The 26,316-nt window shown below is 45.5% G+C and carries 30 protein-coding genes, 1 pseudogene and 1 riboswitch; of the genes and pseudogenes, 11 read left to right on the top strand and 20 right to left on the bottom strand.

Annotation, left to right across the window (positions count from 1 at the left end; genetic code table 11):
• Positions 1–6: 6 nt before the first annotated feature.
• A riboswitch (SAM riboswitch) is annotated at positions 7–113 on the bottom strand.
• 114 nt (positions 114–227) lie between these two features.
• From ACMX2I_RS04875 to ACMX2I_RS04835, 9 genes are all read right to left on the bottom strand, one after another.
• The gene (locus ACMX2I_RS04875) at positions 228–572 is read right to left on the bottom strand and encodes an SCP2 sterol-binding domain-containing protein (RefSeq protein ID WP_414956338.1); all 345 of its coding nucleotides are present in this window, start codon (positions 570–572) and stop codon (positions 228–230) included.
• A 107-nt stretch (positions 573–679) separates the two neighbouring features.
• Positions 680–1,000 carry a thioredoxin family protein gene (locus ACMX2I_RS04870; protein WP_148964049.1) on the bottom strand — a complete coding sequence of 107 codons (321 nt, stop codon included), beginning with the start codon at positions 998–1,000 and terminating at the stop codon, positions 680–682.
• A gap of 1 nt (position 1,001) precedes the next feature.
• Positions 1,002–1,364, bottom strand: coding sequence for a toprim domain-containing protein (locus ACMX2I_RS04865; protein WP_414958292.1), 363 nt, complete (start codon positions 1,362–1,364; stop codon positions 1,002–1,004).
• A 77-nt stretch (positions 1,365–1,441) separates the two neighbouring features.
• Positions 1,442–1,678: a YusG family protein gene (locus ACMX2I_RS04860; protein ID WP_414956337.1), complete on the bottom strand. Its 237-nt coding sequence runs from the start codon at positions 1,676–1,678 to the stop codon at positions 1,442–1,444.
• A 54-nt stretch (positions 1,679–1,732) separates the two neighbouring features.
• The gene (gene gcvH / locus ACMX2I_RS04855) at positions 1,733–2,116 is read right to left on the bottom strand and encodes a glycine cleavage system protein GcvH (RefSeq protein ID WP_010330011.1); all 384 of its coding nucleotides are present in this window, start codon (positions 2,114–2,116) and stop codon (positions 1,733–1,735) included.
• A 66-nt stretch (positions 2,117–2,182) separates the two neighbouring features.
• Complete coding sequence (locus ACMX2I_RS04850; protein WP_003222779.1) at positions 2,183–2,539, bottom strand: arsenate reductase family protein; 357 nt, start codon at positions 2,537–2,539, stop codon at positions 2,183–2,185.
• A 109-nt stretch (positions 2,540–2,648) separates the two neighbouring features.
• Complete coding sequence (fadE, locus tag ACMX2I_RS04845) at positions 2,649–4,433, bottom strand: acyl-CoA dehydrogenase FadE (protein ID WP_414956336.1); 1,785 nt, start codon at positions 4,431–4,433, stop codon at positions 2,649–2,651.
• 14 nt (positions 4,434–4,447) lie between these two features.
• Entirely contained in the window at positions 4,448–5,623 is a 1,176-nt protein-coding gene (locus ACMX2I_RS04840) for an acetyl-CoA C-acetyltransferase (protein ID WP_414956335.1), read from the bottom strand.
• 10 nt (positions 5,624–5,633) lie between these two features.
• Complete coding sequence (locus ACMX2I_RS04835; protein ID WP_414956334.1) at positions 5,634–8,003, bottom strand: 3-hydroxyacyl-CoA dehydrogenase NAD-binding domain-containing protein; 2,370 nt, start codon at positions 8,001–8,003, stop codon at positions 5,634–5,636.
• A gap of 174 nt (positions 8,004–8,177) precedes the next feature.
• On the opposite strand from ACMX2I_RS04835, the gene ACMX2I_RS04830 reads away from it, so the two are divergent.
• Positions 8,178–8,324, top strand: a complete 147-nt coding sequence (locus ACMX2I_RS04830) for a YuzL family protein (RefSeq protein WP_087991079.1) — start codon at positions 8,178–8,180, stop codon at positions 8,322–8,324.
• Between the two features lie 24 nt (positions 8,325–8,348).
• Here the strand turns inward: ACMX2I_RS04830 and ACMX2I_RS04825 are convergent, their stop codons facing one another.
• Positions 8,349–9,257 carry a proline dehydrogenase family protein gene (locus ACMX2I_RS04825; RefSeq protein WP_414956333.1) on the bottom strand — a complete coding sequence of 303 codons (909 nt, stop codon included), beginning with the start codon at positions 9,255–9,257 and terminating at the stop codon, positions 8,349–8,351.
• Between the two features lie 95 nt (positions 9,258–9,352).
• Between ACMX2I_RS04825 and ACMX2I_RS04820 the strand changes: the two genes are divergently transcribed.
• From ACMX2I_RS04820 to mdtP, 4 genes and pseudogenes are all read left to right on the top strand, one after another.
• Positions 9,353–9,598, top strand: a complete 246-nt coding sequence (locus tag ACMX2I_RS04820) for a hypothetical protein (RefSeq protein ID WP_414956332.1) — start codon at positions 9,353–9,355, stop codon at positions 9,596–9,598.
• Between the two features lie 12 nt (positions 9,599–9,610).
• Positions 9,611–9,943, top strand: coding sequence for a spore coat protein (locus ACMX2I_RS04815; protein WP_087991082.1), 333 nt, complete (start codon positions 9,611–9,613; stop codon positions 9,941–9,943).
• 160 nt (positions 9,944–10,103) lie between these two features.
• Positions 10,104–10,575: pseudogene (gene mdtR, locus ACMX2I_RS04810) on the top strand (MarR family transcriptional regulator MdtR).
• Position 10,576: 1 nt separating this feature from the next.
• The gene (gene mdtP / locus ACMX2I_RS04805; RefSeq protein WP_414956331.1) at positions 10,577–12,193 is read left to right on the top strand and encodes a multidrug efflux MFS transporter MdtP; all 1,617 of its coding nucleotides are present in this window, start codon (positions 10,577–10,579) and stop codon (positions 12,191–12,193) included.
• A 34-nt stretch (positions 12,194–12,227) separates the two neighbouring features.
• On the opposite strand, the gene ACMX2I_RS04800 is transcribed toward mdtP, so the two are convergent.
• Both ACMX2I_RS04800 and ACMX2I_RS04795 read right to left on the bottom strand, forming a co-directional pair.
• On the bottom strand, positions 12,228–12,611 hold the full coding sequence (locus ACMX2I_RS04800) for a tautomerase family protein (RefSeq protein ID WP_202328063.1): 384 nt from the start codon (positions 12,609–12,611) through the stop codon (positions 12,228–12,230).
• Positions 12,612–12,629: 18 nt separating this feature from the next.
• Positions 12,630–13,370 carry an SDR family NAD(P)-dependent oxidoreductase gene (locus ACMX2I_RS04795; protein WP_414956330.1) on the bottom strand — a complete coding sequence of 247 codons (741 nt, stop codon included), beginning with the start codon at positions 13,368–13,370 and terminating at the stop codon, positions 12,630–12,632.
• Positions 13,371–13,506: 136 nt separating this feature from the next.
• Here ACMX2I_RS04795 and ACMX2I_RS04790 point away from each other — a divergent pair, with 136 nt between their 5' ends.
• On the top strand, positions 13,507–14,394 hold the full coding sequence (locus ACMX2I_RS04790) for a LysR family transcriptional regulator (protein WP_414956329.1): 888 nt from the start codon (positions 13,507–13,509) through the stop codon (positions 14,392–14,394).
• 23 nt (positions 14,395–14,417) lie between these two features.
• Here the strand turns inward: ACMX2I_RS04790 and ACMX2I_RS04785 are convergent, their stop codons facing one another.
• The 4 genes from ACMX2I_RS04785 to ACMX2I_RS04770 all read right to left on the bottom strand — a co-directional run bounded on the left by ACMX2I_RS04785 (position 14,418) and on the right by ACMX2I_RS04770 (position 18,117).
• Entirely contained in the window at positions 14,418–14,702 is a 285-nt protein-coding gene (locus ACMX2I_RS04785) for a YusU family protein (RefSeq protein ID WP_148964059.1), read from the bottom strand.
• 26 nt (positions 14,703–14,728) lie between these two features.
• Complete coding sequence (locus ACMX2I_RS04780; RefSeq protein WP_148964060.1) at positions 14,729–15,556, bottom strand: ABC transporter ATP-binding protein; 828 nt, start codon at positions 15,554–15,556, stop codon at positions 14,729–14,731.
• Between the two features lie 217 nt (positions 15,557–15,773).
• Complete coding sequence (locus tag ACMX2I_RS04775; RefSeq protein WP_394716390.1) at positions 15,774–16,211, bottom strand: YusW family protein; 438 nt, start codon at positions 16,209–16,211, stop codon at positions 15,774–15,776.
• A gap of 109 nt (positions 16,212–16,320) precedes the next feature.
• A complete protein-coding gene (locus ACMX2I_RS04770; protein ID WP_414956328.1) occupies positions 16,321–18,117 on the bottom strand; it encodes a M3 family oligoendopeptidase in 1,797 nt (598 codons plus the stop codon).
• 132 nt (positions 18,118–18,249) lie between these two features.
• Here ACMX2I_RS04770 and ACMX2I_RS04765 point away from each other — a divergent pair, with 132 nt between their 5' ends.
• Positions 18,250–19,104, top strand: coding sequence for an oxidoreductase (locus ACMX2I_RS04765; protein WP_414956327.1), 855 nt, complete (start codon positions 18,250–18,252; stop codon positions 19,102–19,104).
• A 77-nt stretch (positions 19,105–19,181) separates the two neighbouring features.
• On the top strand, positions 19,182–19,643 hold the full coding sequence (gene mrgA, locus ACMX2I_RS04760; RefSeq protein ID WP_087991091.1) for a metalloregulation DNA-binding stress protein MgrA: 462 nt from the start codon (positions 19,182–19,184) through the stop codon (positions 19,641–19,643).
• Positions 19,644–19,684: 41 nt separating this feature from the next.
• Here the strand turns inward: mrgA and htrB are convergent, their stop codons facing one another.
• Positions 19,685–21,061, bottom strand: a complete 1,377-nt coding sequence (gene htrB, locus ACMX2I_RS04755) for a serine protease Do-like protein HtrB (RefSeq protein ID WP_414956326.1) — start codon at positions 21,059–21,061, stop codon at positions 19,685–19,687.
• A gap of 275 nt (positions 21,062–21,336) precedes the next feature.
• Here htrB and cssR point away from each other — a divergent pair, with 275 nt between their 5' ends.
• Both cssR and cssS read left to right on the top strand, forming a co-directional pair.
• Positions 21,337–22,014, top strand: a complete 678-nt coding sequence (cssR, locus tag ACMX2I_RS04750) for a secretion stress-responsive two-component system response regulator CssR (RefSeq protein WP_148964066.1) — start codon at positions 21,337–21,339, stop codon at positions 22,012–22,014.
• Positions 22,011–23,366 carry a secretion stress-responsive two-component system sensor histidine kinase CssS gene (gene cssS, locus ACMX2I_RS04745; RefSeq protein ID WP_414956325.1) on the top strand — a complete coding sequence of 452 codons (1,356 nt, stop codon included), beginning with the start codon at positions 22,011–22,013 and terminating at the stop codon, positions 23,364–23,366. The genes cssR and cssS overlap by 4 nt, the downstream gene beginning before the upstream one ends.
• Positions 23,367–23,395: 29 nt before the next feature.
• On the opposite strand, the gene spxO is transcribed toward cssS, so the two are convergent.
• Complete coding sequence (gene spxO / locus ACMX2I_RS04740) at positions 23,396–23,560, bottom strand: anti-adapter protein SpxO (protein ID WP_003221681.1); 165 nt, start codon at positions 23,558–23,560, stop codon at positions 23,396–23,398.
• A gap of 168 nt (positions 23,561–23,728) precedes the next feature.
• Between spxO and ACMX2I_RS04735 the strand changes: the two genes are divergently transcribed.
• Positions 23,729–24,604: a TetR/AcrR family transcriptional regulator gene (locus ACMX2I_RS04735; RefSeq protein ID WP_148964068.1), complete on the top strand. Its 876-nt coding sequence runs from the start codon at positions 23,729–23,731 to the stop codon at positions 24,602–24,604.
• A gap of 40 nt (positions 24,605–24,644) precedes the next feature.
• On the opposite strand, the gene fumC is transcribed toward ACMX2I_RS04735, so the two are convergent.
• Together fumC and ACMX2I_RS04725 are read right to left on the bottom strand one after the other, a co-directional pair.
• On the bottom strand, positions 24,645–26,033 hold the full coding sequence (fumC, locus tag ACMX2I_RS04730) for a class II fumarate hydratase (RefSeq protein WP_394716397.1): 1,389 nt from the start codon (positions 26,031–26,033) through the stop codon (positions 24,645–24,647).
• A gap of 66 nt (positions 26,034–26,099) precedes the next feature.
• Positions 26,100–26,285: a YvzF family protein gene (locus ACMX2I_RS04725; RefSeq protein WP_014115109.1), complete on the bottom strand. Its 186-nt coding sequence runs from the start codon at positions 26,283–26,285 to the stop codon at positions 26,100–26,102.
• Positions 26,286–26,316 lie beyond the last annotated feature (31 nt).

Below are 26,316 nucleotides of genomic sequence, written 5' to 3'. Positions count from 1 at the left end.
GCCTTTCTCTCATCTTTCAAAGCTGAACGCTTCGTGTGAATTGGCACCATTTCAACAGTGTTGATGGTTGCCGGGCTTCATAGGGCACTTCCCTCCACCTCTCTTGATAAGAGAAATATATAGTCTTTTTCGTCCGGAAATTCTTAATGTAGAATAGCATGGCGGATGTTTGCATGTCAATAAAATAAATGATGTCAACTTTTACTATTATAATAATTTGCTATTTTTCAATTCTTCACAATCCTCTGAAAAAAACCATTCGTCAGCCAGAGAATCGCTTCCAGCTTTAACAGGGCTCTGAAGGACCCCTTTACTTTTAGGCTGCCACTCTGAATCAGATGCTGAAGGGAAATGTCTCCGTGCAATAAATGAATGATTTCGGATTGGTTTCCGTAAAAGGTCAGGTTGGACGGTTGGCGCGGAGAAATTTTTTTCATTTCTCCCTGTTCGTTTATTGAGACGGTTAAGGCTTCTGTTTCTCCTTGGAAGGTAATAAGCAATGTTGAAGCGCTCAAAAGGGGTTTTAAAAACAGATGCTGATACTCATCTTCCAAAACTTCCGCTTTCTCCATATGTACAACCTCCTATTTGTTGGTCATACATAGACATTTCTCTCTCTGGCGCACGAACCCCTTTATAAAACGAACGACAATTTCATTGGAAGGCGCTGAGAAATATGTCATAAATGGGATGCGGAAGATGATTTTTGTTTGATCAGCTCATATAAATAAGAAACGGAATGAAACGCATATCCTCTCTCAACCATTTTTCCTCCTTTAAACAGCAGAAAACAAGGGACGCTTTCAATTTGATACGCTTTTGCGAATGTCGGAGAGTAATTGACATTGTTTTGATAGAAGGCGACATCAGGCAGCATTTCTTTCACCACTGTCAGCATTTTGCTTGCAAGCTGGCAAGTGCCGCAAAACGGAGTATATAAATACAGAAGATACACATCATCAGCAATGTGCTCAAGCTCGTGTTCCTGGAGTTCTTTCATGCTATACACCTCGGGACTTTCTTTCAAGAAAAATAGTATGGACATTCAGATTCGCGCGCAGCAATATAGAGGCGACGTGGTGTCTGGGCGCAGCCGCCACTTCTTTATAGGCTCTGTCGATATGCAGATGGCAGGCTTCGTTAAATTCTCTTTTCAGCTGTTTTCTCAATTTCTCGCCTGATTCGTCAGCATCCACTAATATAAAGACGTCTTTATCATAAAGCTCGTCAGCCAATTCCTCAAGCCTCAGCTGGCTGATTGTTCCGTTTGTGCAGATAATGCGCACCGGTTCATCCAGGACGCTTTCGATTTTCTCTTTATCTGATTTCCCTTCCACAATCATAACCTTTTCCAGCTCTTCCATCTTCATTTTCTTCACCTGCCGCGTCAAATTTGAAACGTTCAGATTGTAAAAGAAGGCAGTGAAATTCACCGCCAACATTAACACCAGCCGTTTTCGTAGTCACAATCCACATATTTTGCGTCGTTTCCCGAGACCACATCGGCTGTCTTATAAAATTTCTCATTTTCAAAGGAATAACCGGACTTAAGCTCATATTCATTCATGCTTGTCATTTGGCCGATCCTCTCATTTTCATGATATAACGAGAGCTGGCCATGTTGAAAGCGGCCTGTCACATCATTGGTGACATCGAGCTTTTGTTTGCTGAAAGCCATATTGGACACCTCCCATAACGTTAGCGTGTCCAATTGCCTTTACAGCTATCCTCTTTAGTCTTCCTGTGTCATCTCTTCGTATTGCTCTGCTGTCATCAGTTTTTCAATTTCAGAAGCGTCAGACGGCTCAACGACGATCATCCATGCTTTTTCGTACGGAGATTCGTTTACGAATTCCGGACTGTCATCAAGATCTTCGTTAATTTCCACAACAGTTCCGTTAATCGGCGCATAAAGCTCAGATACCGTTTTAACGGATTCAACACTGCCGAATGGCTCGTCCGCTTTGATTTCAGCGCCCACTTCAGGAAGTTCGACAAACACGATATCGCCTAGCTCGGACTGGGCAAAATGCGTAATCCCGATTCTGGCTTTTTCTCCTTCAACTTTTACCCACTCGTGTTCTCCTGAGTAACGCAAATCTTTAGGTATGCTCAATTGAATCCCTCCATTTTTTACAGCACTATAATAAGAAGATACCATACTTTTCAAAAAAAATTGACATTAAGCCCAGTTTTCTTCAAATTGGTCTTCTTTAAAACCGACTGTCACTTTTTCGCCGTCTGTTGTAAGCGGTCGTTTGATCAGCATTCCGTCTGAAGCCAGCAGTTCAAGCTGTTCGTCCTCCGACATGTGATACAGCTTTTCCTTGAGATTGAGCTCGCGGTATTTCATGCCGCTCGTGTTGAAAAATTTCTTGAGATCCAGCCCGCTTTTTTCATAAAGCGCTTTTAGTTCTTCTTTGCTTGGAGGCTGCTCTGCAATATGTATTTCGTTGATTTCTTTTCCATGCTCTTCAAGCCATTTCTTTGCTTTGCGGCACGTTCCGCATTTAGGGTACCAGTAAAAAGTTAACGACATCTTCTTCCCCCTCAATAAAATAATCGAGGTTATTTTAACACAGTTTGTTTTAAAAACCTAAAACAGTGCTTCTTAAAAAGAGCTCCGCGCATGCGGAGCTCTTCGCCGATCAAACAATATATTTTTCAGCCTCAAAAACGCCCGCTGCCGCTTCGCGTTTTTTCTGAATCACGTCTTTAGGGGTTACCCGCGTCAGCTTGCGCAGAGCGGAAAGCATCATGCGGAGTGAATCTCCTTCTTCCATTGCGATGAGGGATTCCTTCGCGTGCGCTTCAATTTCGTTAAAGGCCTCCTGAACGAAAATTTCAGTATACAGCACCTTTTGCGCCGCTTTTTCTCCGCCTTGCGCGGCAATGGCCTTTTCCGTTCTCAGCACGGCTGACTCCATTGCGTACACATTGTTGACGATGTCCGCGACGTTGACGAGAATTTCCTGTTCGCGATCGATGGCTTTCCCGTATTTTTGCGCGGCGAGACCGGCGGCGAACAGCGCGATTTTTTTAGCTTGTTTGACAATATATTTCTCCTGCTCTAAAACGCCGCTGCCAGGCTCTTCAGGCATAAGCATCATGAGTTCTTCCTGCAGCGTTTGCGCTTTTTCAAATAGAGGCAGTTCGCCTTTAAGCGCTTTTTTCAGGAAGGTGCTTGGCACGATTAACCGGTTGATTTCGTTTGTCCCTTCAAAAATCCGATTGATCCTTGAATCCCTATAGGCTCTTTCCACTTCGTACTCCTGCATAAAACCGTAGCCTCCATGAATCTGCACGCCTTCATCAACGATATAATCAAGCGTCTCGGAGCCGAATACCTTATTAAGAGAGCATTCGATGGCATATTCGGCAATCGACTTGGCAATTTGGCGGCCGTCCTTGAGATCTTCGGCCGTAAACTGGTTCATATTGTCTTCAAACAGCCCGACGGTTCTGTACACAGAGCTTTCCATCGCGTACAGCCTTGATGCCATTGTCGCGATTTTTTCCTGTGTCAGCGAAAAGCCCGCAATCGGCGTTTTAAATTGGCGGCGCTGGTTCGCGTATGCCGCGGACAGCTCGATCACCCGCTTAGATGCGCCGATTGAACCAACCGCCAGCTTGTAGCGGCCGATATTTAGAATATTAAAGGCGATAACATGCCCTTTGCCGATTTCACCAAGCAGGTTTTCCTTTGGCACTTCAGCTTGATCTAAAAGGAGGGTTCTTGTCGATGACCCTTTGATCCCCATTTTCTTTTCTTCCGGACCCGTAGATACACCCGGGAAATCTTTTTCTACAATAAAGGCTGAGAACTTTTCGCCGTCCACCTTAGCGTAAACAACAAATACATCAGCAAAGGCAGAGTTGGTAATCCACTGTTTTTCCCCGTTTAACACGTAATGCGTACCCGCTTCATTCAGCACGGCTGTTGTTTTTGCTCCAAGGGCATCAGATCCGGAGCCCGGCTCAGTCAGTGCATAAGCCGCGATCTTTTCGCCTGAAGCGAGCCCGGGCAAATATGTTTTCTTTTGTTCTTCTGACCCGAAAAAGACGATCGGCAAGGATCCAATGCCGACATGTGCGCCATAAGAAAGCGAAAAGCTTCCCGCACGCGAAAATTTTTCAGTGATGAGTGCCGAGCTGATTTTATCAAGACCGAGCCCTCCGTACTCCTCCGGCACATCGGCGCCAAGAAGTCCGAGTTCGCCCGCTTTCTTTAACAGCCTGACGGAATGCTCGAATTGATGGTTTTCGATGTCATCTATATGAGGGAGCACATCTTGCTCGATGTAGTCCTCTGTTGTTTTCGCAATCATTTTATGCTCGTCAGTGAAATCCTCCGGTGTATACATTTGATCGTATGTGATATCCTCGATTAAGAAACCGCCGCCTTTTTGTACTTCAGCCGCTTTTTTTGCCATTTATTTTTCCCCCTTTAGCATAATTCAAATACACCGGCCGCTCCCATCCCGCCGCCGATACACATTGTGACGACTCCAAATTGCTCGTTTCTCCGTTTCATTTCATGAATCAGTGAGAGTGTAAGCTTTGTTCCCGTACAGCCAAGCGGGTGTCCAAGCGCGATTGCGCCCCCGTTGACATTCACTTTTTCTTCGTCAATGCCGAGTTCTCTGATGACTTGAATGGCTTGTGATGCAAAAGCTTCGTTCAGTTCAAACAAGCCGATGTCCTGCAGTTGAAGCCCGGCTAGCTTTAAAGCACGCGGAATGGCTTCCACCGGCCCGATGCCCATCACTTCCGGAGGCACGCCGCCTACTGCAAAGGAACGGAATTTCACAAGCGGCGCCAAGCCCAGCGCATCCGCTTTTTCCCGATCCATCAGCATAACTGTCGCCGCTCCGTCACTCGTCTGCGAGGAGTTGCCCGCAGTAACCGTTCCATCAACGGAAAAAGCCGGGCGCAATGTTGATAAAATGTCTGTCGTCGTTTTCGGGCGAACGCCTTCATCTTTGGAAAAGACAAACTGTTTTTCCCGCGGCTTATGATTGTCTCCGACTTCTGTCACCGTCACTTCGACGGGCACAATCTCATCTTTAAATTTCCCCTCTGCAAGGGCTTTGGCCGCGTTCTGGTGGCTGCGAACGGCAAACGCATCCTGATCCTCGCGGGAAACGCCGTATTTTTTCGCGACCTGCTCGGCTGTGTGGCCCATGCTCATGTAATACTCCGGCGCCTTTTCTGCCAATGCGAGGTTCGGACGGGTCACATGCCCCATCATCGGTACCTGCGACATCGATTCTGCCCCGCCGGCGATCGCTGTATCGTAGGCGCCGAGCATAATTTTTTCTGCCGCATATGCGATGGTCTGAAGGCCTGAAGAGCAGTAGCGATTGACTGTGACCGCCGGGACCGTGTACGGCAGCCCCGCAAGCGCGCCGATATTTCTGGCCATATTAAGCCCCTGTTCTGCTTCAGGTGTCGCACAGCCGATAATCAAGTCGTCAATATTGCCTTCGTAGCCGCCTGCCCGTTTCAGTGTTTCTTTGACGCAAATCGCTCCCAAATCATCCGGGCGAACGGTGGCCAACGATCCTTTCTTTGCTTTCCCAACCGGTGTTCTTGCACCTGACACAATGACTGCCTCTTTCATAAGCTCCCTCCTAATTCCGTAAAGGTTTACCTTTCACAAGCATATGCTGCATTCTCGCTTGAGATTTCGCCTCTCCTGCCAAACTCAAAAACGCTTCTCTCTCGATCTCCAATAAATATTCTTCATCAACCTCTGTACCGAACGGCACTTTTCCACCGGCAATGACATAAGCGAGTTTTTTCGCGATTTTGAAATCATGCTCTGATATATAACCGGACAGCCTCATTTGCTCCGCGCCAAGCAAGAGTGCCGCATAACCGGTTTCTCCCGCCACCTTGACCTTTTCCTTTACAGGCGGCCGCCAGCCTGTATCGTATAAAGATGCGGCAAGCTGCTTCGCATCGTACAGCAGGTGGTCCTGATTCACGCTGATGGGATCCACTTCTTTTAAGATGGTCATCTCACGAGCCTCTTGGGCGGAAGCGGACACTTTTGCCATCGCAATCGTTTCAAATGTTTTCATTGCCGCATTCATCGGATCAGGTGCGCGGCGGAGATGGTTGATGTACAGCTCTTTGTTTCCTCCTCCGCCCGGGATGAGTCCGACGCCGGATTCCACAAGCCCCATATAGGTTTCGCTTGCTGCTTGAATGCGCGCCGCCGGCAGGCATACTTCGGTTCCTCCGCCGAGCGTCATGCCAAATGGAGCGGCGACAACCGGTTTCGCACTGTATTTGATCTTCATCATCGTCTCCTGGAAACGGCGTATCACGAAATCGACTTCCAGAAAATTGTCATCTTGAACTTCCATTAAGATCATGCCAAGATTGGCGCCAACGCAGAAATTTTTCCCTTGGTTGCCGATGACAAGGCCTTTGTAGTTCCGCTCTGTTTCCTCTAATGCTTTGTTGATCATTTGAATGATATCGAGGCCGATCGCATTGCTTTTTGAATGAAACTCAAGGAGGGCCACATCATCTCCAAGGTCGATCAGGCTTGCTCCGCTGTTTTTCGCAATCACGCCGTTTGTTTCCTTGAGCGTTTGTAAATGAATTCGTTTTTTGTTTTCTTTCACAGCTCTATATTCGCCGCGGTCATAATAAAATACCGTTCCGTTTTCTCTGATGTAGAAGGTTTCATTTCCTTTGTCCAGCATGTCTTTGATCCAGTCAGGCATTTTTGCTCCAAGCTGTTCAAGCTTTTCCGCCGACTGCCTGAGACCGATGGCGTCCCACATCTCGAACGGGCCCAGCTCCCAGCCGAATCCCCACTTCATGGCTTGGTCAATCGCATGAATATCATCGGCAATCTCCCCAAGCAGTTCGGCTGAGTAAAGCAGCGTTTGAGATGTGATATTCCACAGCAGTCTGCCGGCTCTGTCATCCGAGTAAATAAGCGCTTTCATTTTGGCTTTTGTTCCTTTTGCCTGTTTTGCCGCTTCAAGTGACGCTGTTTTCATTTTTGTCCGTTCGCCATAAGTAAGCGTCACTGGGTCAAGCTCATAAATCGTTTTTCCTTCTTTTTTATAAAAGCCTTGGCCGGCCTTGCTTCCGATCCACCCTTGTTGCAGCATATTGTTCATGAAACCCGGCAGGCGGAATACTTCTTTCTCGTCTCCGTCCGCTTTGTCGTACACATTTCGGGCAACGTGAGCGAATGTATCGAGTCCGACAACATCAAGCGTTCTAAAGGTCGCGCTTTTCGGTCTGCCAATCAGCGGACCTGTGACCGAATCGACTTCCCCGACCTGATAGCCGCCTTTCAGCATTTCTTGGACTGTGATGAGAAGCCCGTACGTTCCAATGCGGTTTGCGATAAAGTTCGGTGTGTCTTTTGCTGTGACGACGCCTTTACCAAGGACATTTTCACCGAAGGCTGTCATAAACTTTAAAATATCAGGGTTCGTTTCCTTAATCGGAATGACCTCCAGCAGCTTTAAATAGCGAGCGGGATTAAAAAAGTGTGTTCCGAGAAAATGGGCTTTAAAATCATCCGACCGTCCTTCAGCCATCTCCTGTACTGATATGCCGGAGGTGTTGCTTGAGACGATGCTGCCAGGCTTTCGATGTTCATCCACAAGAGCGAATATTTGCTTTTTGACTTCAAGGTTTTCGACAACGACCTCAATAATCCAATCTGCTTCTTTCAGCTTTGCTGCATCATCCTCCAGATTGCCAGGTGTGATATAGGAGGTATTTTCCGCTGATGTGAGAGGAGCGGGCTTTTGTTTCAGCAGTTTTTTCATCGCCTGCCGGCTCAGCCTGCTGCGCACCTCCGGGCAGTCCTTCGTCAGCCCCTTTTTTTCCTCTTCCTTTGTCAAATCGTTCGGCACAATATCAAGCAGCAGAACAGGAATGCCGATATTAGCCAAATGCGCAGCAATCCCGGAACCCATTACCCCCGATCCTAAAACGGCTGCCTTCCGAATGTGTTTGTGCATGAGATATCCCCCTTGAACATTGAATGAATAATCATTCATTTTTTGACCAAAAAAAATGAAACCCGTTTCTTCTTTCATCTTAAAAGATTTCCGCTTCGACTTCAATAGCTAATTTGTTATTTTTTTGCATGAAGCTTATAAAAGACGGGCAACTTAAACCCGGAGGTGAAGGGAATGGTGCGAGAGAAAAAAGATCCGTCTTCAGCGGCAGTCAGCGCGGCGAGCGTGAAGGGTGATGCCGGTCCGACTCAGCATTACGGCGGCGGAAAACGGACAAGTCAAAATCAGCAATATAAAAAACATAACATGGAACAATCATGACGCAGCTGCTTCCCGCGGCTGCTTTCATTTTTTCAAAATTCCTTTCAGCACAAACACTGCATTGGCAGGCCGTTCGCCAATTCTTCTCATAAAGTAGCTGAACCAGTCCGTTCCATATGGGACATACACTCGCATTCTGTACCCTTCCTTAGCCAGTTCCTTCTGCCGCTCCGGTCTGATGCCATATAGCATTTGAAACTCAAATTGTGACGCTGGGATCTGATGTTCACCCACGAACTGTTTTGTAAACGCAATGATGTCATCATCATGTGTGGCGACAGCCGTGTAGTTCCCGCTTAACAGCTGCAGTTTTATTAAACTCTGAAAATGAAGGTCTGTTCCTTTTTTGTCAGGGAATGCCACAGCCGCAGATTCTTTATAAGCGCCTTTCACAAGTCTGAGATTCGGCTTTAAGTCATGCATATTTCTGATATCTTCTGCCGCCCGGTACAAATAGGCCTGAATCACCGTGCCGAGCATTTCAAATTCCTGTTTGCATTGCCTGTAGATAGCGAGTGTCTGTTCATAATGAGAATAGTCTTCCATATCAATCGTCACAGCAACACCATATTGCCTCGCAGCGGATAGAATGGCACGCAAATGAGAAAGGGCAAGTTCTTCTGAAAGATCAAGCCCGATTGAAGTCAGCTTGAGTGAAAGCTCTGAGTCCAATTGATGCTGGGCAATGGCTTGAATGGCTTTCTTGCATTCCTCTGCGACTTGCTTCGCTTCTTTTTCTGAAGCTGCATACTCGCCTAAATAATCAATTGTTGCGCACAAACCGGATCTATTTAGCCTTTTGACAGCCTTAACCGCCGATTCAATTGTATCCCCCGCGACAAACCTTCGTGCCCCAAGCCGCGGCCCGTATGCTTTCGCGAACTTGGTAAGTGCTTTATTTTGAGATAAGAATAAAAATATATGTCTCAACATCCGACTCCCTCCTGCCGCCATTTTCAAAACACCTGCATATAACTCCCGGACTAAAGGAAACTATATATTGAACAGAAAACCAAAGGAGGATCACAATGGACAATCAGCAGCAATCACAAATGCCGCCTTCCGTTATTTCGACAAAAGATCATTTGTATCTGAATGACATGCTGAACTGGAATTTGCTCGCGATGAAAAAAGCGCATTTCATGGCGCAGAAGTGCCAGGATCAATCGTTAAAACAAGAACTCGACCGCGTCGGACACATGCATCATCACCACTATCAAAGAATATTAAAGCACCTGCAGCCAGGCCAGCAGCAGTCCGGCTACATCCAATAAGGAGGCGCCAGAATGAATCAGCAAAATCAGAAAATCAGCAACCCGGAGACACCTGTACCGACAACTTCGGAGATGAATGATAGAGATTTCGTCAACGAACTGCTGACAACAGAAAAATATATGACAACTGCGTATTGTACAGCCTTGAACGAATTCAGCCATGAGTCTCTCTATCAGGATATTCAAACCATTTTTGATGAGTCACAAAAAACGCAAAGAAAACTGTATGACCTCATGTTCCAATATGGATGGTATTCTGTCGAAGCGGAGGATGCCCAAAAGCTGCAGCAGTCCTATCAAAAATTCCAGCAGACCATTCAGCAGCAGTCTCCTTATCAGCAATAAAATACATGAGCAAAAAGGATACGATGTGCTTCAGGGCATCTATCCTTTTTTTATGTGAAATTGGTTGACTTTTTATTAATACTTATTTATATTTAATACACATTAACTATTTTACTATCTTAAATATAAATACAGTTTATGTAATAGAGGGGAAATGAACATGAAGAGTGCGGATCAGTTAATGTCCGATATTCAATTATCACTTCAGGCGCTCTTTCAAAAGATACAGCCTGAAATGCTGGAAAGCATGGAGAAACAAGGAATTACCCCAGCGCAGCTGTTTGTGTTGGCCAGCTTAAAAAAACACGGCAGCCTCAAAATTTCTGAAATCGCCGAGCGGATGGAGGTCAAGCCAAGCGCTGTGACGTTAATGGCAGATCGCCTTGAACAAAAAAATCTCATCACCAGAACACACAACACAAAAGACAGGCGAGTGATTGACATCAGTCTGACTGATGAAGGAGACGGAAAGTTCGAGGAGGTTTTGGCAGGCAGAAAAGCCATTATGGCGCGATACCTTTCCTTCTTGACGGAGGAGGAAATGCTTCAGGCGGCGCGTATTACAGAAAAGCTCGCACAGGCAGCAGCGGAAACGGATTGAAAAGCAAAACATGAAAAGAGGAAACGGATGAAATGAGTAATGAAGGCAAACAATCAAAACGGACGTTATTAATCACAGGCTTAATTATTGCCATGTTTTTTTCAGCTCTTGACGGTACCATTGTCGGAACGGCCATGCCGAAAATTGTCGGTGATCTGGGCGGTTTGAGCATGATGACCTGGCTGACAACTGCATATTTGTTAACATCAACAACTGTCGTTCCGATTGCCGGTAAACTGGCCGATTTGTTGGGACGGCGTATTGTCTATGTATCAGGTTTGATTATTTTTATGGCAGCTTCCGCTTTGTGCGGAATGGCCAACAATATGACAGAATTGATTATTTTCCGCGGACTGCAGGGAATCGGCGGAGGCATTATGATGCCGATGGCGATGATTGTCATCGGTGACTTGTTCACTGGAAAACAGCGTGCTAAATTCCAAGGGGTCTTTGGCGCGATTTACGGGCTGGCTTCAGTGATTGGGCCGCAAATCGGCGGTTGGATTGTAGACTCGCTAAACTGGAAATGGGTTTTCTATATTAACCTTCCAGTCGGAATTATTGCGGTTATTTTTATTGCCAGAGGATTGCAGGGCCGCCAGCAGACTGGTCCGATCAACTTCGATATCGCTGGGATTTTCACGATGATAGTCGGGATTGTCAGCCTCCTTCTCGCCTTAAGTTTTGGCGGAAAAGATTACGCGTGGGGTTCATGGCAGATTCTTGGCTTGCTCGCACTCGCGCTGATCGGCATTGTCAGCTTTATTATCGTAGAATCAAAAGCAAAAGAGCCGATCCTGCCAATGTATCTATTTAAAAACAGAACGTTTACATTTTTAAACTTGATCGGTTTCTTTATGAGTATCGGCATGTTTGGTGCAATTACATTTGTTCCTTTCTTTATGCAGGGAATTGTCGGTGTAAGCGCGTCTGAATCAGGCACGATTATGACACCGATGATGATCTCAATGATTATTACAAGTATTATCGGCGGCCAGCTGGTTTACAAAATCGGCATTAAACCGCAAATCATTACAGGCATGCTGATTATGGCCGGAGGATTCCTGCTGTTAACGACTTTGGGTCTTGATACGAGCAAGCTTGTCGCTACATCGTATATGGCGATTATTGGTCTGGGAATGGGTCTGGTTATGCCGATTCTGACACTGGCTTTACAGGAAAGCTTTTCAAAAGAAGAGCTTGGGGTTGTCACATCATCCAGCCAATTCTTCCGTTCTATCGGAGGAACATTCGGCATTACCATGCTTGGAACTGTAATGAATGCGAGATCAGGAAACTTATTAACAGATAAACTGGTGCCATATTTAGACTCACTTCCGACACAGGCAAGCTCATTTGCCAACCAGCTAAAGAGTATGATTGATACAAATCCGCAAGGGCTGCTGCAATCACTGTTCAGTCCAGACGCATTGAAACAAATCCCTGCGGCTTTCTCATCCCATATTATGCCGATTTTAAAAACATCGTTGATGGATTCGCTCCACAGCGTGTTTTATACAGGCCTAATCTTTATCGCAGTCGGAGCCGTATTTACCTTGTTCTTAAAACCTATCAAGCTATCGAATAAGAAAACGGATGAACAAGTAAAAGAGAAAGCGGCACAAGCCGTTGAATCACCTTCACATTAATAGAGCGCCCCGCGGGTCCAACCCGCGGGGTTTTTTATTCGATCATCTGAGCCCTTCCATTTCCGAAGGACCAATCCTCATCCTGATTTCCGGCCAGTATGATAAACACATCTTCTTTTCTTACACCAAGCCCGGATTGAATCCGGCTTGCGATTGAGTGGTAAAGCGCTTTTTTCTGTTCAGTTGTTCTTGAATCTTTCAACGTAAAATGAATGTATATCAATTCATCAGTACGCTCGACCCGCAGATAAGACGGATCATAAAAAAATTCGCTGTTTTCATATTGCCTGATGACTTGAAAATAGTCATCTTCCGGCACATTGATTTCTTCGATCATCGATTGATGGATCGTCCTGCTTAGTTTTTGAAGCCACGCTTCACTTCTTCCCGCCCGTAAATGAATCTGTACAAATGGCATCCCCCGCATCTCCTCTCTTTACAGCGTCTGTCCGCTGTCAATTGTGATGATTTGGCCTGTAAGTGATTCCTGTTCAACAAGCGAACAGATCAATTTGGCGACATCATCCGGTTCAGCAATACGCTGCAGCGGCAAAGCGCCGATCATGTTTTTCATTTTTTCTTCCCGGCCAGCCCACCATCTCGTTGCGACAGCTCCCGGTGCTACACCGCTCACTCTGATTTCGGGCGCTAAGGCGTGAGCCAATGATTTCGTTAAACCGTGCACCGCCGATTTTGACACTGCATAAGGCATAGATGAACCCGCCCCGGTTAACCCTGCGATGCTGCCGACATTTACGATCGCCCCAGCCTTGCTTTTTTTCATGAACGGAACCACTGCCCGCGCGCAGAAAAACATCCCTTTCACGTTGACAGCGTACAGCTCATCCCAGACATCTTCTGTCGCCGCTTCAAGATCATCCATTGGAATATGCCGTGTAATGCTGGCGTTATTGACTAAAACATCAATCGTGCCGTGCGTTTTTACGATCGAGTGAACCATGTCCTGCACTTCGGTGTTTTTTGATACATCTGCTCGTATGGCGAAGGCTTGCCCGCCATCTTTTTGAATCATTTCCACTGTTTCCTTCGCTTCGGATTGCGAACGTGAATAATTCACCGCAACAACCGCACCGCGTTTTGCCAATTCCATGCTGGCTGCTCTTCCGATTCCTGTTGCGCCCCCTGTTACGAGAGCTATTTTGTTCATGACATTCATTGCCGCCACTCCTTGCTGTTTATGAAATTATCTTGCTAATTCCATTGTAATTCAGGTTTGGTGTTACGTATAATGATTGTTAAAGATACTTGCTATCACTCAGATTGATATCAACAAACGAACGGAGGAATTCAAAATGGAAAGCGGAGATTTACGTGTGTTTCAAATGGTAGCCCGTGAAGGCTCCATTACGAAAGCAGCCCTGCAGCTTGGCTATGTGCAATCGAATGTCACAGCCAGAATTCAGCAATTGGAAGCTGAGCTGGGCACCATGCTGTTTTTGCGCCATAACCGGGGCATGACACTTTCTGCAAGCGGAAAGCTGTTGCTGGACTACGCCAATAAAATTATCGGCCTGCTGGATGAGGCGTCTAAAGCGCTCTCATCCTCTCTCGAACCAAGCGGGCCGCTTATGATCGGCTCCACTCAGACAACCGCCGCGGTAAGGCTTCCGAAGCTTCTGGCTTCTTATTATGAAGAACATCCAAACGTCCAGCTGTCTTTAACAACAGGTCATACACAATTTCTCATTGATAAAGTTCTCCGGTATGAATTGGATGGCGCCTTTATCGGATGTGAATGCAATCATCCCGAGCTCGTGTCCTATCCTGCATTTGAGGAAGAACCAGTGGTTGTTTCGGCAGCTTCCGTATCCGATGCAGAGGAAGCCATCACAAAGCCGATTCTCGTTTACAGCACAGGCTGTTCGTATCGGGAAACACTCGAAAAATGGCTGCGCGCTGCCGGCGTCACACAGCCGGTTATTATGGAATTTGGTACGCTTGAAGCGATTATCGGCGGGGTTACAGCAGGTCTTGGCATCTCGTTGCTGCCGAGAACGGTTGTGCAAAAACACGAGGCTGAAGGGTCGATTCGCGTGTACCCGCTGCCTAAAGCTCTCAGACAGATGAAAACAGAATTTATTGTCCGAAAAGATTCGTTTATCAGCAGCGCGCTGCGGACTTTTATGGATTCCTTCGCACCAGATCAAACGGCAGCATCACAAAAAAGCAGTCTGCTGTGATTGGCAGGCTGCTTTTTTAATTATTATTTGTTTCGATGTGTTTCATTCAATTCCTTAATATGCTGAATGACATCTTTAATGCCCTGCTTCGCGTCAGGATATGTCGCATTCCAATGCTTAGCAAGCGGCGGCATGCTTTTGGCTATATGCGTGTACAAAATCCATTGCTTCACTTCTTCTTTTAGCTCATTGTTTGATTCACCAAGCAGAAGCTCAGTATACTTCTCCAGCAATCCATCGAGCTGTTCCTTAAGTTTTTGTTCCATTTTCCATCTTCCTTTCGAAAAAACAGCAAGGAGCTTTCTCAAGTGAAAGCTCCTTCGCTGGCGTTTATTTATCCATGTGATGTAAAAGCCGCTTCCCGGACAATGCATCTGCCCCTGCCATGAGGGATGCAAAGAGGCGTTCCGAACAGCGGGTCCTGTGTGACCTGACAGTTCATAGAAAACACATTTTGCACAAGATCACAAGTGATGACTTCTTCCGGACGGCCTTCAGCATAAATTTGTTTATCTTTTATAGCCACAAGATGATGCGCATAGCGGCACGCCAAGTTTAAGTCATGGAGAACCATAACAATCGTCCGCTCTTCCTTTTCATTCAGCTCAAACAGCAAATCAAGAATTTCAATTTGGTGCGTCATGTCCAAATACGTCGTCGGCTCATCCAGAAGGATAATATCCGTTTCCTGCGCAAGCGTCATCGCGATCCAAGCCCGCTGGCGCTGTCCTCCTGACAAAGAATCGACGGCGCGGTCAGCCATGTCCTCAAGTTTTGTTGCTTTAAGCGCTCTCTCAACTGCTGCCTCATCCTCTTTTGACCACTGTTTCAGCCAGTTTTGATAAGGATATCTTCCTTGCTTCACCAGCTGGTGCACCGTCAGCCCCTCTGGAGCCGAAGGACCCTGCGGCAGGATTGCGAGCTCTTTTGCGACTTCCTTCGTTGGAAGCTTGGCAATCGCTCTTCCTTCCAGCAGCACTGAACCGCCTCTCGGCTTCATCAGACGCGCTAATGAACGTAAAAGTGTCGATTTTCCGCAGCCATTACTGCCAATAAATACGGTAATTTCACCTTTTGGAATGGTTAAATTCAACTCATCAATAATAACGGCATCCCCGTATCCTAAGCTCAGCGTTTCTGTAGAAATTGCACTCATACCCATAACCGCTCCTTTTTGCTGGCTTTTTAGCAGCACTATGTATTGCACGTTTTCTATATACATGCGTGTTAAGTCAATTGTCATCAATGCAAGTGATTCGATATTCAGCCATTTGATATGGTCATATATCCCTCATTGTAGCAGAAAACAATGACTTTGAAAATCATTTTCAATTAGTTTTTTGGACATAATTGGGGGTTATGGGTTTTTTATCACAGGATTATTTCTTAATTTCTCTTATTGAGCCATTCTTCAGCTTTAGTTTTAAGTCGATATGGTCATAATGGCTGTCCAAATTAAAAGCTGCCAGCACACTGTGTATCACTTCTGATTCAGCCATATGATCTGTCACGGAAAGCTCGCTCAGGATCATTTTCATCTCATCCAATGCTTCTTCCCCCTCCTGGTTTACGCCAGAGAGCTTATCCTGTATTTCCGCTATTTCACGAGTTCCATTTTTTGAATATACACCTTCATAACGATCATGCTCTCCATCCCCGTAACTCACCCGAAGCGAGAAATCGCTGTAAGGAACAGACTTCAGTTGGGTGACGGCTGTATTTTCTCCTTTTGCCTGCTGCTGGTCTTCATTGAGACGGCAGCCCGCAATCAGAACCACTGCGAGGCAAACAGCCCCGGCTGCTCTGATCAAATGCATTTGTTTCCCCCCCTGTAGGATCCCATTTGTTTTAGGTATGTCCCGAGAATGAAATCCTCATTCAGAGAAGAATTGAAAAAGCCGAGGCGTATGACGCCACGGCTTTTCTTTAAGATTCAGTCATTTGCAAAAAGATTTCCGCGTCCCGCACAGCCAGCTTGATGGCATTCTCCCAAAAATCGCGCTTCGTAATGTCAGCGCCCAAATGCTTCATCGCCAAATCCTCCACGGTCATAGAAGCCGTATCTCGCAATAGCGCGATATACTTCTCTTCGAACGCGTTTTTTTCTTCAAGCGCCAGTGCGTAAATGCCGAGAGAAAACAGATAACCGAACGTATAAGGGAAATTGTAAAACGGCACCCTCGTGATATGAAAGTGGAGCTTCGACGCCCAAAAGAGCGGATGATACTCTCCTAACGCATTGCAGTATGCCTCTTTTTGCGCCTCCTCCATCAGCTCATTCAGACGGTCTGCCGGTACTGCTCCCCGCTTTCGTTCTTCGTGAAACCTCGTTTCGAATAGGAATCTGGCATGGATATTCATGAAGAAAGCAACGCTTCTTTGCACTTTATCCTCGAGAAGGACAAGCTTTTCTTCCTTCGTCTCCGCCTGCTGAACAGTCGCGTCTGCCACGATCATCTCCGCAAACGTTGAAGCCGTTTCCGCGACGTTCATGGCATAGGACCGGTTTAACGGTCTGACATTAAGCATCGCTTCCTGATGGAACGCGTGTCCGAGCTCATGTGCAAGCGTTGAGACATTTGAGGCGCTTCCCGAAAACGTCATGAAAATCCGTGATTCTCCACTGTCCGGGAAACTCGTGCAAAAGCCGCCGACCCTTTTTCCGCTCCTGTCTTCCGCTTCAATCCAACGGTCCCGAAACGCTTTCTCAGTGAAAGCGGAAAGCTTTTTGCCAAACGTTGAAAACTGGCTGACGATAACATTTGCGGCTTCATCATATGAGTAGACCTTTCCATCAGACCCAATTGGGGCCTCAACATCGTACCAGCTGAGCTTTTCAAGACCGAGCATGGACGCTTTCCGGTTCAGAAACTGAACGAACGGCTGCTTGTTTTCGGTGATGACCTGCCACATCGTATCCAGTGTTTCTTTTTTCATCCTGTTGATTTGCAGCGGCTCCTTCAGGACATCCTCCCAGCCGCGCGCATGATAGGTTTCAAGCCGGAATCCCGCCAAATGATTCAGCGTGCTGCTAAAAATATCCTGCTTGCTTTTCCACGCTTGATGCAAATGTTCATATACTGTTTTTCTGACAGCACGGTCTTGATGAGCCAGCATATTTTCAGCCTGACCGACAGACAATGGCTTGTTCCCGCCATTTTCCTCATACGGGATCGTCATTTTCCCGACAACCATATTGTATAAGTCACTCCAAGCGTGATATCCGTCCACCGCAAGGTTTCCAATCAGTTTTTCTTTACCGGGGCCGAGCTTTTCGGCAACCCTCTGTCTTCTTTCATTTAATATGTACGATACATCGCATAATCCCGGTTTTGTTAACAATTCATTCCACACGTCTTGTTCAATGTCCACAAGCTTATGATCTAATGTGACGAGAGAGGACTGAAAATCTGCAGAAAGCTGATGCATCAGCGATTTATACTCATTAGCCTTGTGATCACTGATATTTTGAGCCTGAAGACAAGCGACAAAAGCGCCGGCCTGCTGAAGCTTGACGGATATTTGTTCGAATACATCAAGTATTGCCGTCAGCCCTTCAGCCTCTTCAGTCGATTCGGGCACCTGAAACGCATCAGTCATGTCTTGAAATGCACGCAGGCTTTGTGACAGTTTTTCGATATATCCCTTGAATTCTTCTGACTGACTCCCGCCCTTAAAAAATGAATCAAGATCCCATCTTTGGTCTACCCCTTGCAGCGCCATAACATAAAACCCCTTTCCTTCTTTCGTTTTATTATAGAATAATTCTGAATTATTGTATAAAAATTCTTTTATAAGCGTCATTTTCCGTTCATGATTGTACAATAGCTGTAGCAGTTACATAGGAGGTATATGATGAATAAAAAAATCGCAATCGTAACAGGAGCGTCAAAAGGCTTTGGCCAGCTGACAGCCGTGAAGCTCGCCAAGTCATTTTTCGTGATTGCCACAACAAGACAGCCTGAGAAAGCAGAAGAACTTCGGGTATTGGCCGCAGCACACAATGTGGCTGATTCTATTCATATTACCACTCTCGATGTCACCGATGAGCAATCCATCGCCTCATTTGGAAAAGCCGTTAGCTCTTACGCTCCCATTGATCTTCTCGTCAACAACGCAGGAACGGCTTACGGGGGATTTGTCGAGGATGTCCCGATGGAACATTTCAGACAACAATTTGAAACGAATGTCTTCGGAGTAATTCATGTGACAAAAACCGTTCTGCCTTACATAAGAAAGCATAGCGGAGCAAAGATTATAAATATGAGCAGCATCAGCGGTCTGACCGGATTCCCCGCGATGTCGCCTTATGCCTCTTCCAAGCATGCATTGGAGGGTTTTTCTGAGAGCCTGCGTGCGGAGCTGCTTCCGTTCGGTATCCAAACCGCATTGGTCGAGCCTGGCTCATACAAGACATCGATCTGGTCAACCTCATTATCACATTATATGTCGGTGCCTGCTGACGATTCAGCCTATCATCAATACTACAAAAAGATCCTTTCCTACGTTGAAAAAAACGCAGATGAAAGCGGAGATCCTCAAGAGGTTGCCGACCTCATATATCAATTGGCGACAAAACAGCATCTAGAGAAATTGCGATACCCGATCGGAAAAGGCATCAAGCTCACCTTGTTATTCCGATCGCTTTTTCCTTGGTCTGCATGGGAGTCTATCCTAAAGAAAAAACTATTCAGTTCATCTAAATTATAATCATTATAATTTAGTATTGATTTTTAATTAATACGTGTTATAATTAAATTAACAGATCACAAGGAGGACGTTATCTTATGAAAACTGAAAACGCAAAAACAAATCAAACATTAGTTGAGAATTCAATGAACACACAATTATCAAACTGGTTTCTTTTATACTCTAAGCTCCACCGTTTCCATTGGTATGTGAAAGGGCCGCATTTCTTTACATTACATGAAAAATTTGAAGAACTGTATGACCATGCGGCGGAAACACTCGATACCATTGCTGAACGCCTGCTGGCGATCGGCGGCCAGCCTGTTGCCACATTGAAAGAGTACACTGAGCATGCGTCTATTACAGACGGCGGGAACGAAACATCAGCGTCAGACATGGTACAAGCCTTGGTAAAAGACTACAAACAAATCAGCAGCGAATCTAAATTCGTGATCGGCCTGGCTGAAGAGAATCAAGACAATGCCACAGCGGACTTATTTGTCGGATTAATTGATGAAGTTGAAAAACAAGTGTGGATGCTTTCCGCTTACTTAGGATAAAAAAAGCTGAACCCTTTTCGGGTTCAGCTTTTTGATTATTCCTAGCTTGAGCTGCTTTCTGTCTGCTTGGTCAGTGTCACGTTCAAGGTTTTCGTTTTTCCGTTTCGCAGCACTTGAATTGTCGTTTTATCTCCGACTTTCAAGTCTTTATAAAGGATCTGACGGATATCCGCGCTGCTTTCCACGTCTTTACCGTTTAGTTTGACAATGACATCCTCAGATTTAATACCTGCTTTTGCCGCTGGTGAATTCGCCTGAACTTCTTTTACATAAACACCTTTGCCCAATTGATCTCCAAACAGGCCGAGCGTATTTTCCTGATACGTTTCCGGTACTTGTGACATGTCAATCATTTGCACGCCTAAAAACGGACGATCTACCTTTCCATTTTCCAGCAGACTGTCAACAATCGGCTCGACATCATTGCTCGGGATCGCAAATCCAAGTGACTCTACGCCGCTTTCGCTCACCTTCAAACTGTTGATGCCAATGACCTGTCCGCTTGCATTGATTAATGGGCCTCCGCTGTTCCCCGGATTGATCGCTGCGTCAGTTTGCAGCACGTTCATTTCCACCGTGCCTTGTGTGGTATCCACATCAATCGTCCGGTTCAATCCGCTGATGATGCCTTGTGTCACCGTACCGGAAAACTGCTGTCCGAGCGGATTTCCGATGGCGATTACTTTTTCTCCCGTACGCAGCTGTGAAGAGTCACCGAAGCTCGCCACTTTTTTGATGTTTTTGCCGCTGATTTCCAGAACAGCCAAATCCGTAATGGCGTCGCTGCCGACAAGCTTGGCAGTCTCTGTTTCTCCGTTGTATAACGTGACAGTCAGCTTATTCGCGCCTTCAACGACATGGTTATTTGTAATGATATACGCTTTATTGCTTTCTTTTTTGAAAATAACGCCTGACCCGGTTCCGCTTTCACTTTCTGAGCTGGAACCGCCTCCCGTGCCGAAAGTGTTATTTTGCGAGGTTTGGATATTTGAGATTCCGACAATCGTCGGCTCTAAATCCTCTACCATATCCGCGACGTTTGAAGCGTTCGTGATTGGTGTCGTTGTAAAATTATCTGACTGCACCTGTTTATTGGCGGAAGCGGTCTCGGTCGTCTGATCTTGATCCGACGGCAGATAAGGCGCGATCCCGAGCATCAGGCCCCCGCCGATAATCCCGCCTAAAATCGGGCTCAGCCATGCGGCTCTTCGTTTCTTTTCTTTTTTCACAGCCGTTTCTGTCTTTTCCATTTCTAAAGCGGAAGCCGTTTCTTGCCGTCCCGCTTCATACGAAGCAGGCGCGTCAAGCAATTCCTGTTCAGGATGGTTAATCTGCTGCCGGTTTTCTGTATCCTGATGTTCTGTATGTGAAGATTCTGTTTGATGTTGATCGTTTTGGTCATCACGTCGATAATCCATGTTCTTACACTCCTTTAACGGTTTTTCATTTATCGTTACATATTCATCGCATGTACAAGTTCAATTGTCCCAATGATGAGGAGAAAAGCAAAGCACCAAAATAGAATATGTTTGATCATCCTGCATCTTCCTCGCTCTTTTTCTTCCTTTCTTCCCTTATACATATCATAAACAAACATTGTGGGATAAAAATGAAAAGAATATGTGAAATTATGAAAATCGCCTGCCTTATGTTAAAACTAGTTTATAATGACGTTGAAAGGATGTGAAGAGCCTTGTCATACACCATTTATCTAGTTGAAGATGAGGATAATCTCAATGAACTGCTGACGAAGTATTTAGAGAATGAGGGCTGGAACATTACATCTTTTACGAAAGGTGAAGACGCCAGAAAGAAAATGACGCCGTCTCCCCATCTGTGGATTCTCGATATCATGCTGCCGGATACCGACGGCTATACATTAATAAAAGAAATCAAAGCGAAAGACCCTGACGTGCCGGTCATTTTCATTTCCGCCCGAGATGCAGATATTGACAGAGTGCTTGGCTTAGAGCTTGGCAGCAACGACTATATTTCAAAGCCATTCCTGCCGCGGGAGCTGATTATACGTGTACAAAAGCTGCTGGAGCTCGTTTATAAGGACGCTCCGCCTGTACAAAAACATGAAATCGCCGTCTCCTCGTATCGGGTCTCAGAAGACGCCCGTGAGGTTTATGATGAAAACGGAAATATCATCAATTTGACGGCGAAGGAATTTGATCTGCTGCTGTTATTTATCCATCATAAAGGACACCCATACTCTCGTGAGGATATTCTCATTAAAGTATGGGGATATGACTACTTTGGAACAGACCGGGTCGTTGATGACCTCGTCCGGAGACTGCGCAAAAAGATGCCTGAATTGAAGGTGGAGACGATTTACGGGTTCGGCTACAGGATGATGACATCATGAAAAACAAGCCGCTCTCGTTTCAAATATGGGTTGTCATATCCGGCATCCTGTTAGCGATATCCATTTTGCTGCTTGTTTTATTTTCAAACACGCTGCGCGATTTCTTCACCAATGAAACGTATACGACGATTGAAAATGAGCAGCATGTTCTGACGGAGTACCGCCTTCCTGGTTCAATTGAAAGGCGCTATTACAGCGAGGAAGCCACGGCGCCGACAACCGTCCGCTCCGTACAGCACGTGCTTTTGCCTGAAAATGAAAAATCTTCTTCAGACAAGGATTTAAGCATTCTATCGTCTTCGTTTATCCATAAGGTGTACAAGCTGGCCGATAAACAGAAGGACGAAAAGAAACGGTACAGCGCAGACGTCAATGGAGAGAAAGTATTTTTTGTCATCAAAAAGGGGCTTTCCGTCAATGGACAATCAGCTATGATGCTCTCTTACGCGCTTGATTCTTATCGGGACGATTTGGCCTATACCCTATTCAAACAGCTTCTGTTTATTATAGCTGTTGTCATTTTATTAAGCTGGATTCCGGCCATTTGGCTTGCGAAGTATTTATCAAGGCCTCTCGTGTCATTTGAAAAGCACGTCAAACGGATTTCCGAACAGGATTGGGATGACCCAGTGAAAGTGGATCGGAAAGATGAGATCGGCAAATTGGGCCATACCATTGAAGAGATGCGCCAAAAGCTTGTGCAAAAGGACGAAACAGAAAGAACCCTATTGCAAAATATCTCTCACGATTTAAAGACGCCGGTTATGGTCATCAGAGGCTATACGCAATCGATTAAAGATGGGATTTTTCCTAAAGGAGACCTTGAAAATACAGTAGATGTCATTGAAGGCGAAGCCCTTAAGCTGGAGAAAAAAATAAAGGATTTATTATATTTAACGAAGCTGGATTATTTAGCGAAGCAAAAAGTGCAATACGATATGTTCAGTATCGTGGAAGTGACAGAAGAAGTCATTGAAAGACTCAAGTGGGCGCGAAAAGAATTATCGTGGGAAATTAATGTAACGGAAGACATTCTGATGCCGGGCGATCCGGAGCAATGGAATAAACTTCTCGAGAATATTCTGGAAAATCAAATCCGTTATGCTGCGGCAAAAATAGAAATCAGCATGAAACAAGATGATCGGAATATCGTGATCACCATTAAAAATGACGGTCCGCATATTGAAGATGAGATGCTCTCCAGCCTCTATGAGCCTTTTAATAAGGGGAAGAAAGGCGAATTCGGCATTGGTCTCAGCATCGTAAAACGAATTTTAACTCTTCATCAGGCGTCTATCTCAATTGAAAATGACAAAACGGGTGTAACATACCGAATAGCAGTGCCTAAATAGACTGTAAATGTTTTTTGCAGTCTATTTTTTCATGTGAAAGAATAGCCGTTAAAATCTCTGTAATTTGTTTTGAGCGGCTGTTTGCATTGATGAACCCATTTTTTCTCTGACAAAGTTTGCTTTGGATATTTGACTTTTTCCACTTTAATTCCTCTGTTTCGCAAGCGGCTGATCATTTCGTCCAATTCTCTCATTTAAGATTCACCCTTTCGCTTGAGCTTTGACCGTTTGGTCATCTCAATTTATAATATAAATAATACATGATAAAAAAACAAGTTACAATAAGGTTAATTTTATAACAGAAGATGTGACTATATGGTCATATCCTATGCAAGCCTCCGGGCTCCGAAAGGGTGGAACCATTGAAGGAAAAAGAAAAGCTGATTATTGAAACAGCCTTAAAACTATTTGCCCAAAAAGGATACAACTCAACATCAGTTCAGGAAATCGCAAAAGCATGCAAAATATCTAAAGGCGCTTTTTATATTTATTTTCCTTCGAAAGAAGCGCTTCTTCTGTCTATGCTGAATTACTATTACGATAAAACGTTTACCCGAATTTTAAATATACAAACGAAGGGTGACAGCCCCAGAACAGCTTACCGCAAACAGCTGACCGTGCTCTATGAAAACATCCTTGAACACAAGGATTTTATCGGCATGCAGATGAAGGAGGGTTCTCTGCCTTACACAGCAGAAGTGGAGCAATGCGCAAAAAAAGTCCGCCAGTCCTCACTTCAATTTCATATCGACAGCCTGCTGAACATTTACGGAAAAAAGGCGGAACCGTATACTGCAGAGCTTTGTTTCTTAATAGAGGGCATCAGCCAAATTTATCTGGAATGCATGATCCTGCTCGGCCACACTGTGAAGCCTGACCAATTAGCTGATATCATGATGAATAGAATTGATGATATGGTACAAGGCATGTCTGAACGAAACGATAAGCCTTTCGTCACATTGGAAGAGGCAAGCTCTTTATTTGGGCCTCTTACGCACGGACGGCCTGACCCGCTGACTGAATCGATTGTGAAAAGCCTTCGTGACAAAATTAACAGCTTAAACACAAACTCCTCTCTTGAATTATCGGAGAGCTTGGACATACTTGAAGCAGAAATGAAGAAAAAAACACCGAAGCTGGCGATCATAAAAGGGATGATCCATAATCTGACGGAGTCTGAAACCCTCGCCAAAGATGCGGAGCAGCTTAAATATCTATTAAAACAGCAGTATATTTAGAAGAACGGCTGCTTAAACAGCAGCCGTTTTTTTCTTTCTATTACGCCTTTGGTTTTACCATATCTTCCGGCTTAACCATTTCGTTAAATTGCTCCTCTGTCAGCAATTCAAGCTTCAAAGCCGCTTCTTTCAGCGTCAATCCCTCTTTATGGGCGAGTTTGGCGATTTTCGCCGCGTTTTCATATCCGATATGCGGATTCAGCGCCGTAACGAGCATTAATGAATTTGACAGGTTTTCCTGAATGGTTTCTTTGTCAGGCTCAATACCGACAGCACATTTATCATGGAAGGAATTCATGCCGTCACTCAGCAGCTGCACAGACTGCAGGAAGTTGTAAATAATCACAGGCTTAAACACGTTCAGTTCAAAGTTCCCCTGACTCGCCGCAAAGCCGATTGTCGCATCGTTCCCCATGATTTGCGCTGCGATCATTGTCAATGCTTCACTTTGTGTCGGGTTGACTTTACCAGGCATAATGGAGCTGCCCGGTTCATTTTCAGGGATGACAATCTCCCCGATGCCGCAGCGAGGTCCGCTCGCAAGCCATCTGACATCGTTCGCGATTTTCATTAAGTCAGCCGCAAGCGCTTTTAATGCGCCATGTGCATAAGTGATTTCGTCATGGCTTGTCAGCGCGTGGAATTTATTCGGCGAGCTGGTGAACGTTTGGCCGGTCAGTTTTGTGATCTCTTCTGAGACAAGCTCTCCAAACTCTGGGTGAGCGTTGATTCCCGTTCCGACAGCCGTTCCCCCGATTGCCAGCGCACGCATTTTTTCTGTCGCTTCCAACATCATTTCCTTCGAACGATCCAGCATGTAAACCCATCCGCTGATTTCCTGTCCGAGCGTCAGAGGCGTAGCATCCTGAAGGTGCGTGCGCCCGATTTTGACAATATCGTTGTATGCTTTCGCTTTTTCATCCAATGTATTGCGAAGCTGGTCAAGCGCAGGCACAAGCTGCTCGTAAACAGCCAAAACAGCGGCAACATGCATCGCTGTCGGGAATGTGTCGTTGGAGCTTTGGCTGCGGTTCACATCATCATTTGGATGAATCGTTTGATCTGAATTCTTTTCTTTTAATAGAGCAGTCGCGCGGTTGGCTACCACTTCATTCATGTTCATATTGCTTTGTGTGCCGCTTCCTGTCTGCCATACGACAAGCGGGAAGTTGTCATCATATTTGCCTTTGAGCACATCATCACAAACCGCTGCAATCGCTTCCGCTTTTTCCGCATCCAGATTGCCGAGGCGTTTATTCGCGAGCGCTGTGCTTCGTTTTAATATTGCAAACGCCTTCACAACACGCATCGGCATTTTTTCAAAACCGATCTTGAAGTTCTCCTTGCTTCGCTGTGTTTGGGCGCCCCAAAATTTATCAGCTGGAACTTTTACTTCTCCCATGGTGTCTCGTTCAATTCTGTATTCCATTTATGTATCCCTCCATAACGGTTGCTTCAATAGATCATAATTCGCCAGTGACACAAAAAATCCTTTTTATTTTTCGATCTTGGCTGATTTTAATTTTAATTCGAGATATACGCGGGAATCCTTTGAATATTTGTACTTCGGATTCGTCCTGCCGTACTCCTTTGATGTATAAGAGACATCATAATGCTTTTCAAAAGATTTGATGAGCTGTTCGATTTCTTCTTGTTTTCCTGCAAGTCTTACCTGCGCCACTTCGTATCCTCCGCTTTCATAAAAAAACTTC

The sequence above is a fragment of the Bacillus sp. SW14 genome (assembly GCF_047608225.1).
GTDB classification, from domain to species: domain Bacteria; phylum Bacillota; class Bacilli; order Bacillales; family Bacillaceae; genus Bacillus; species Bacillus subtilis_G.
This window is presented reverse-complemented; position numbering and strand designations above follow the sequence as displayed.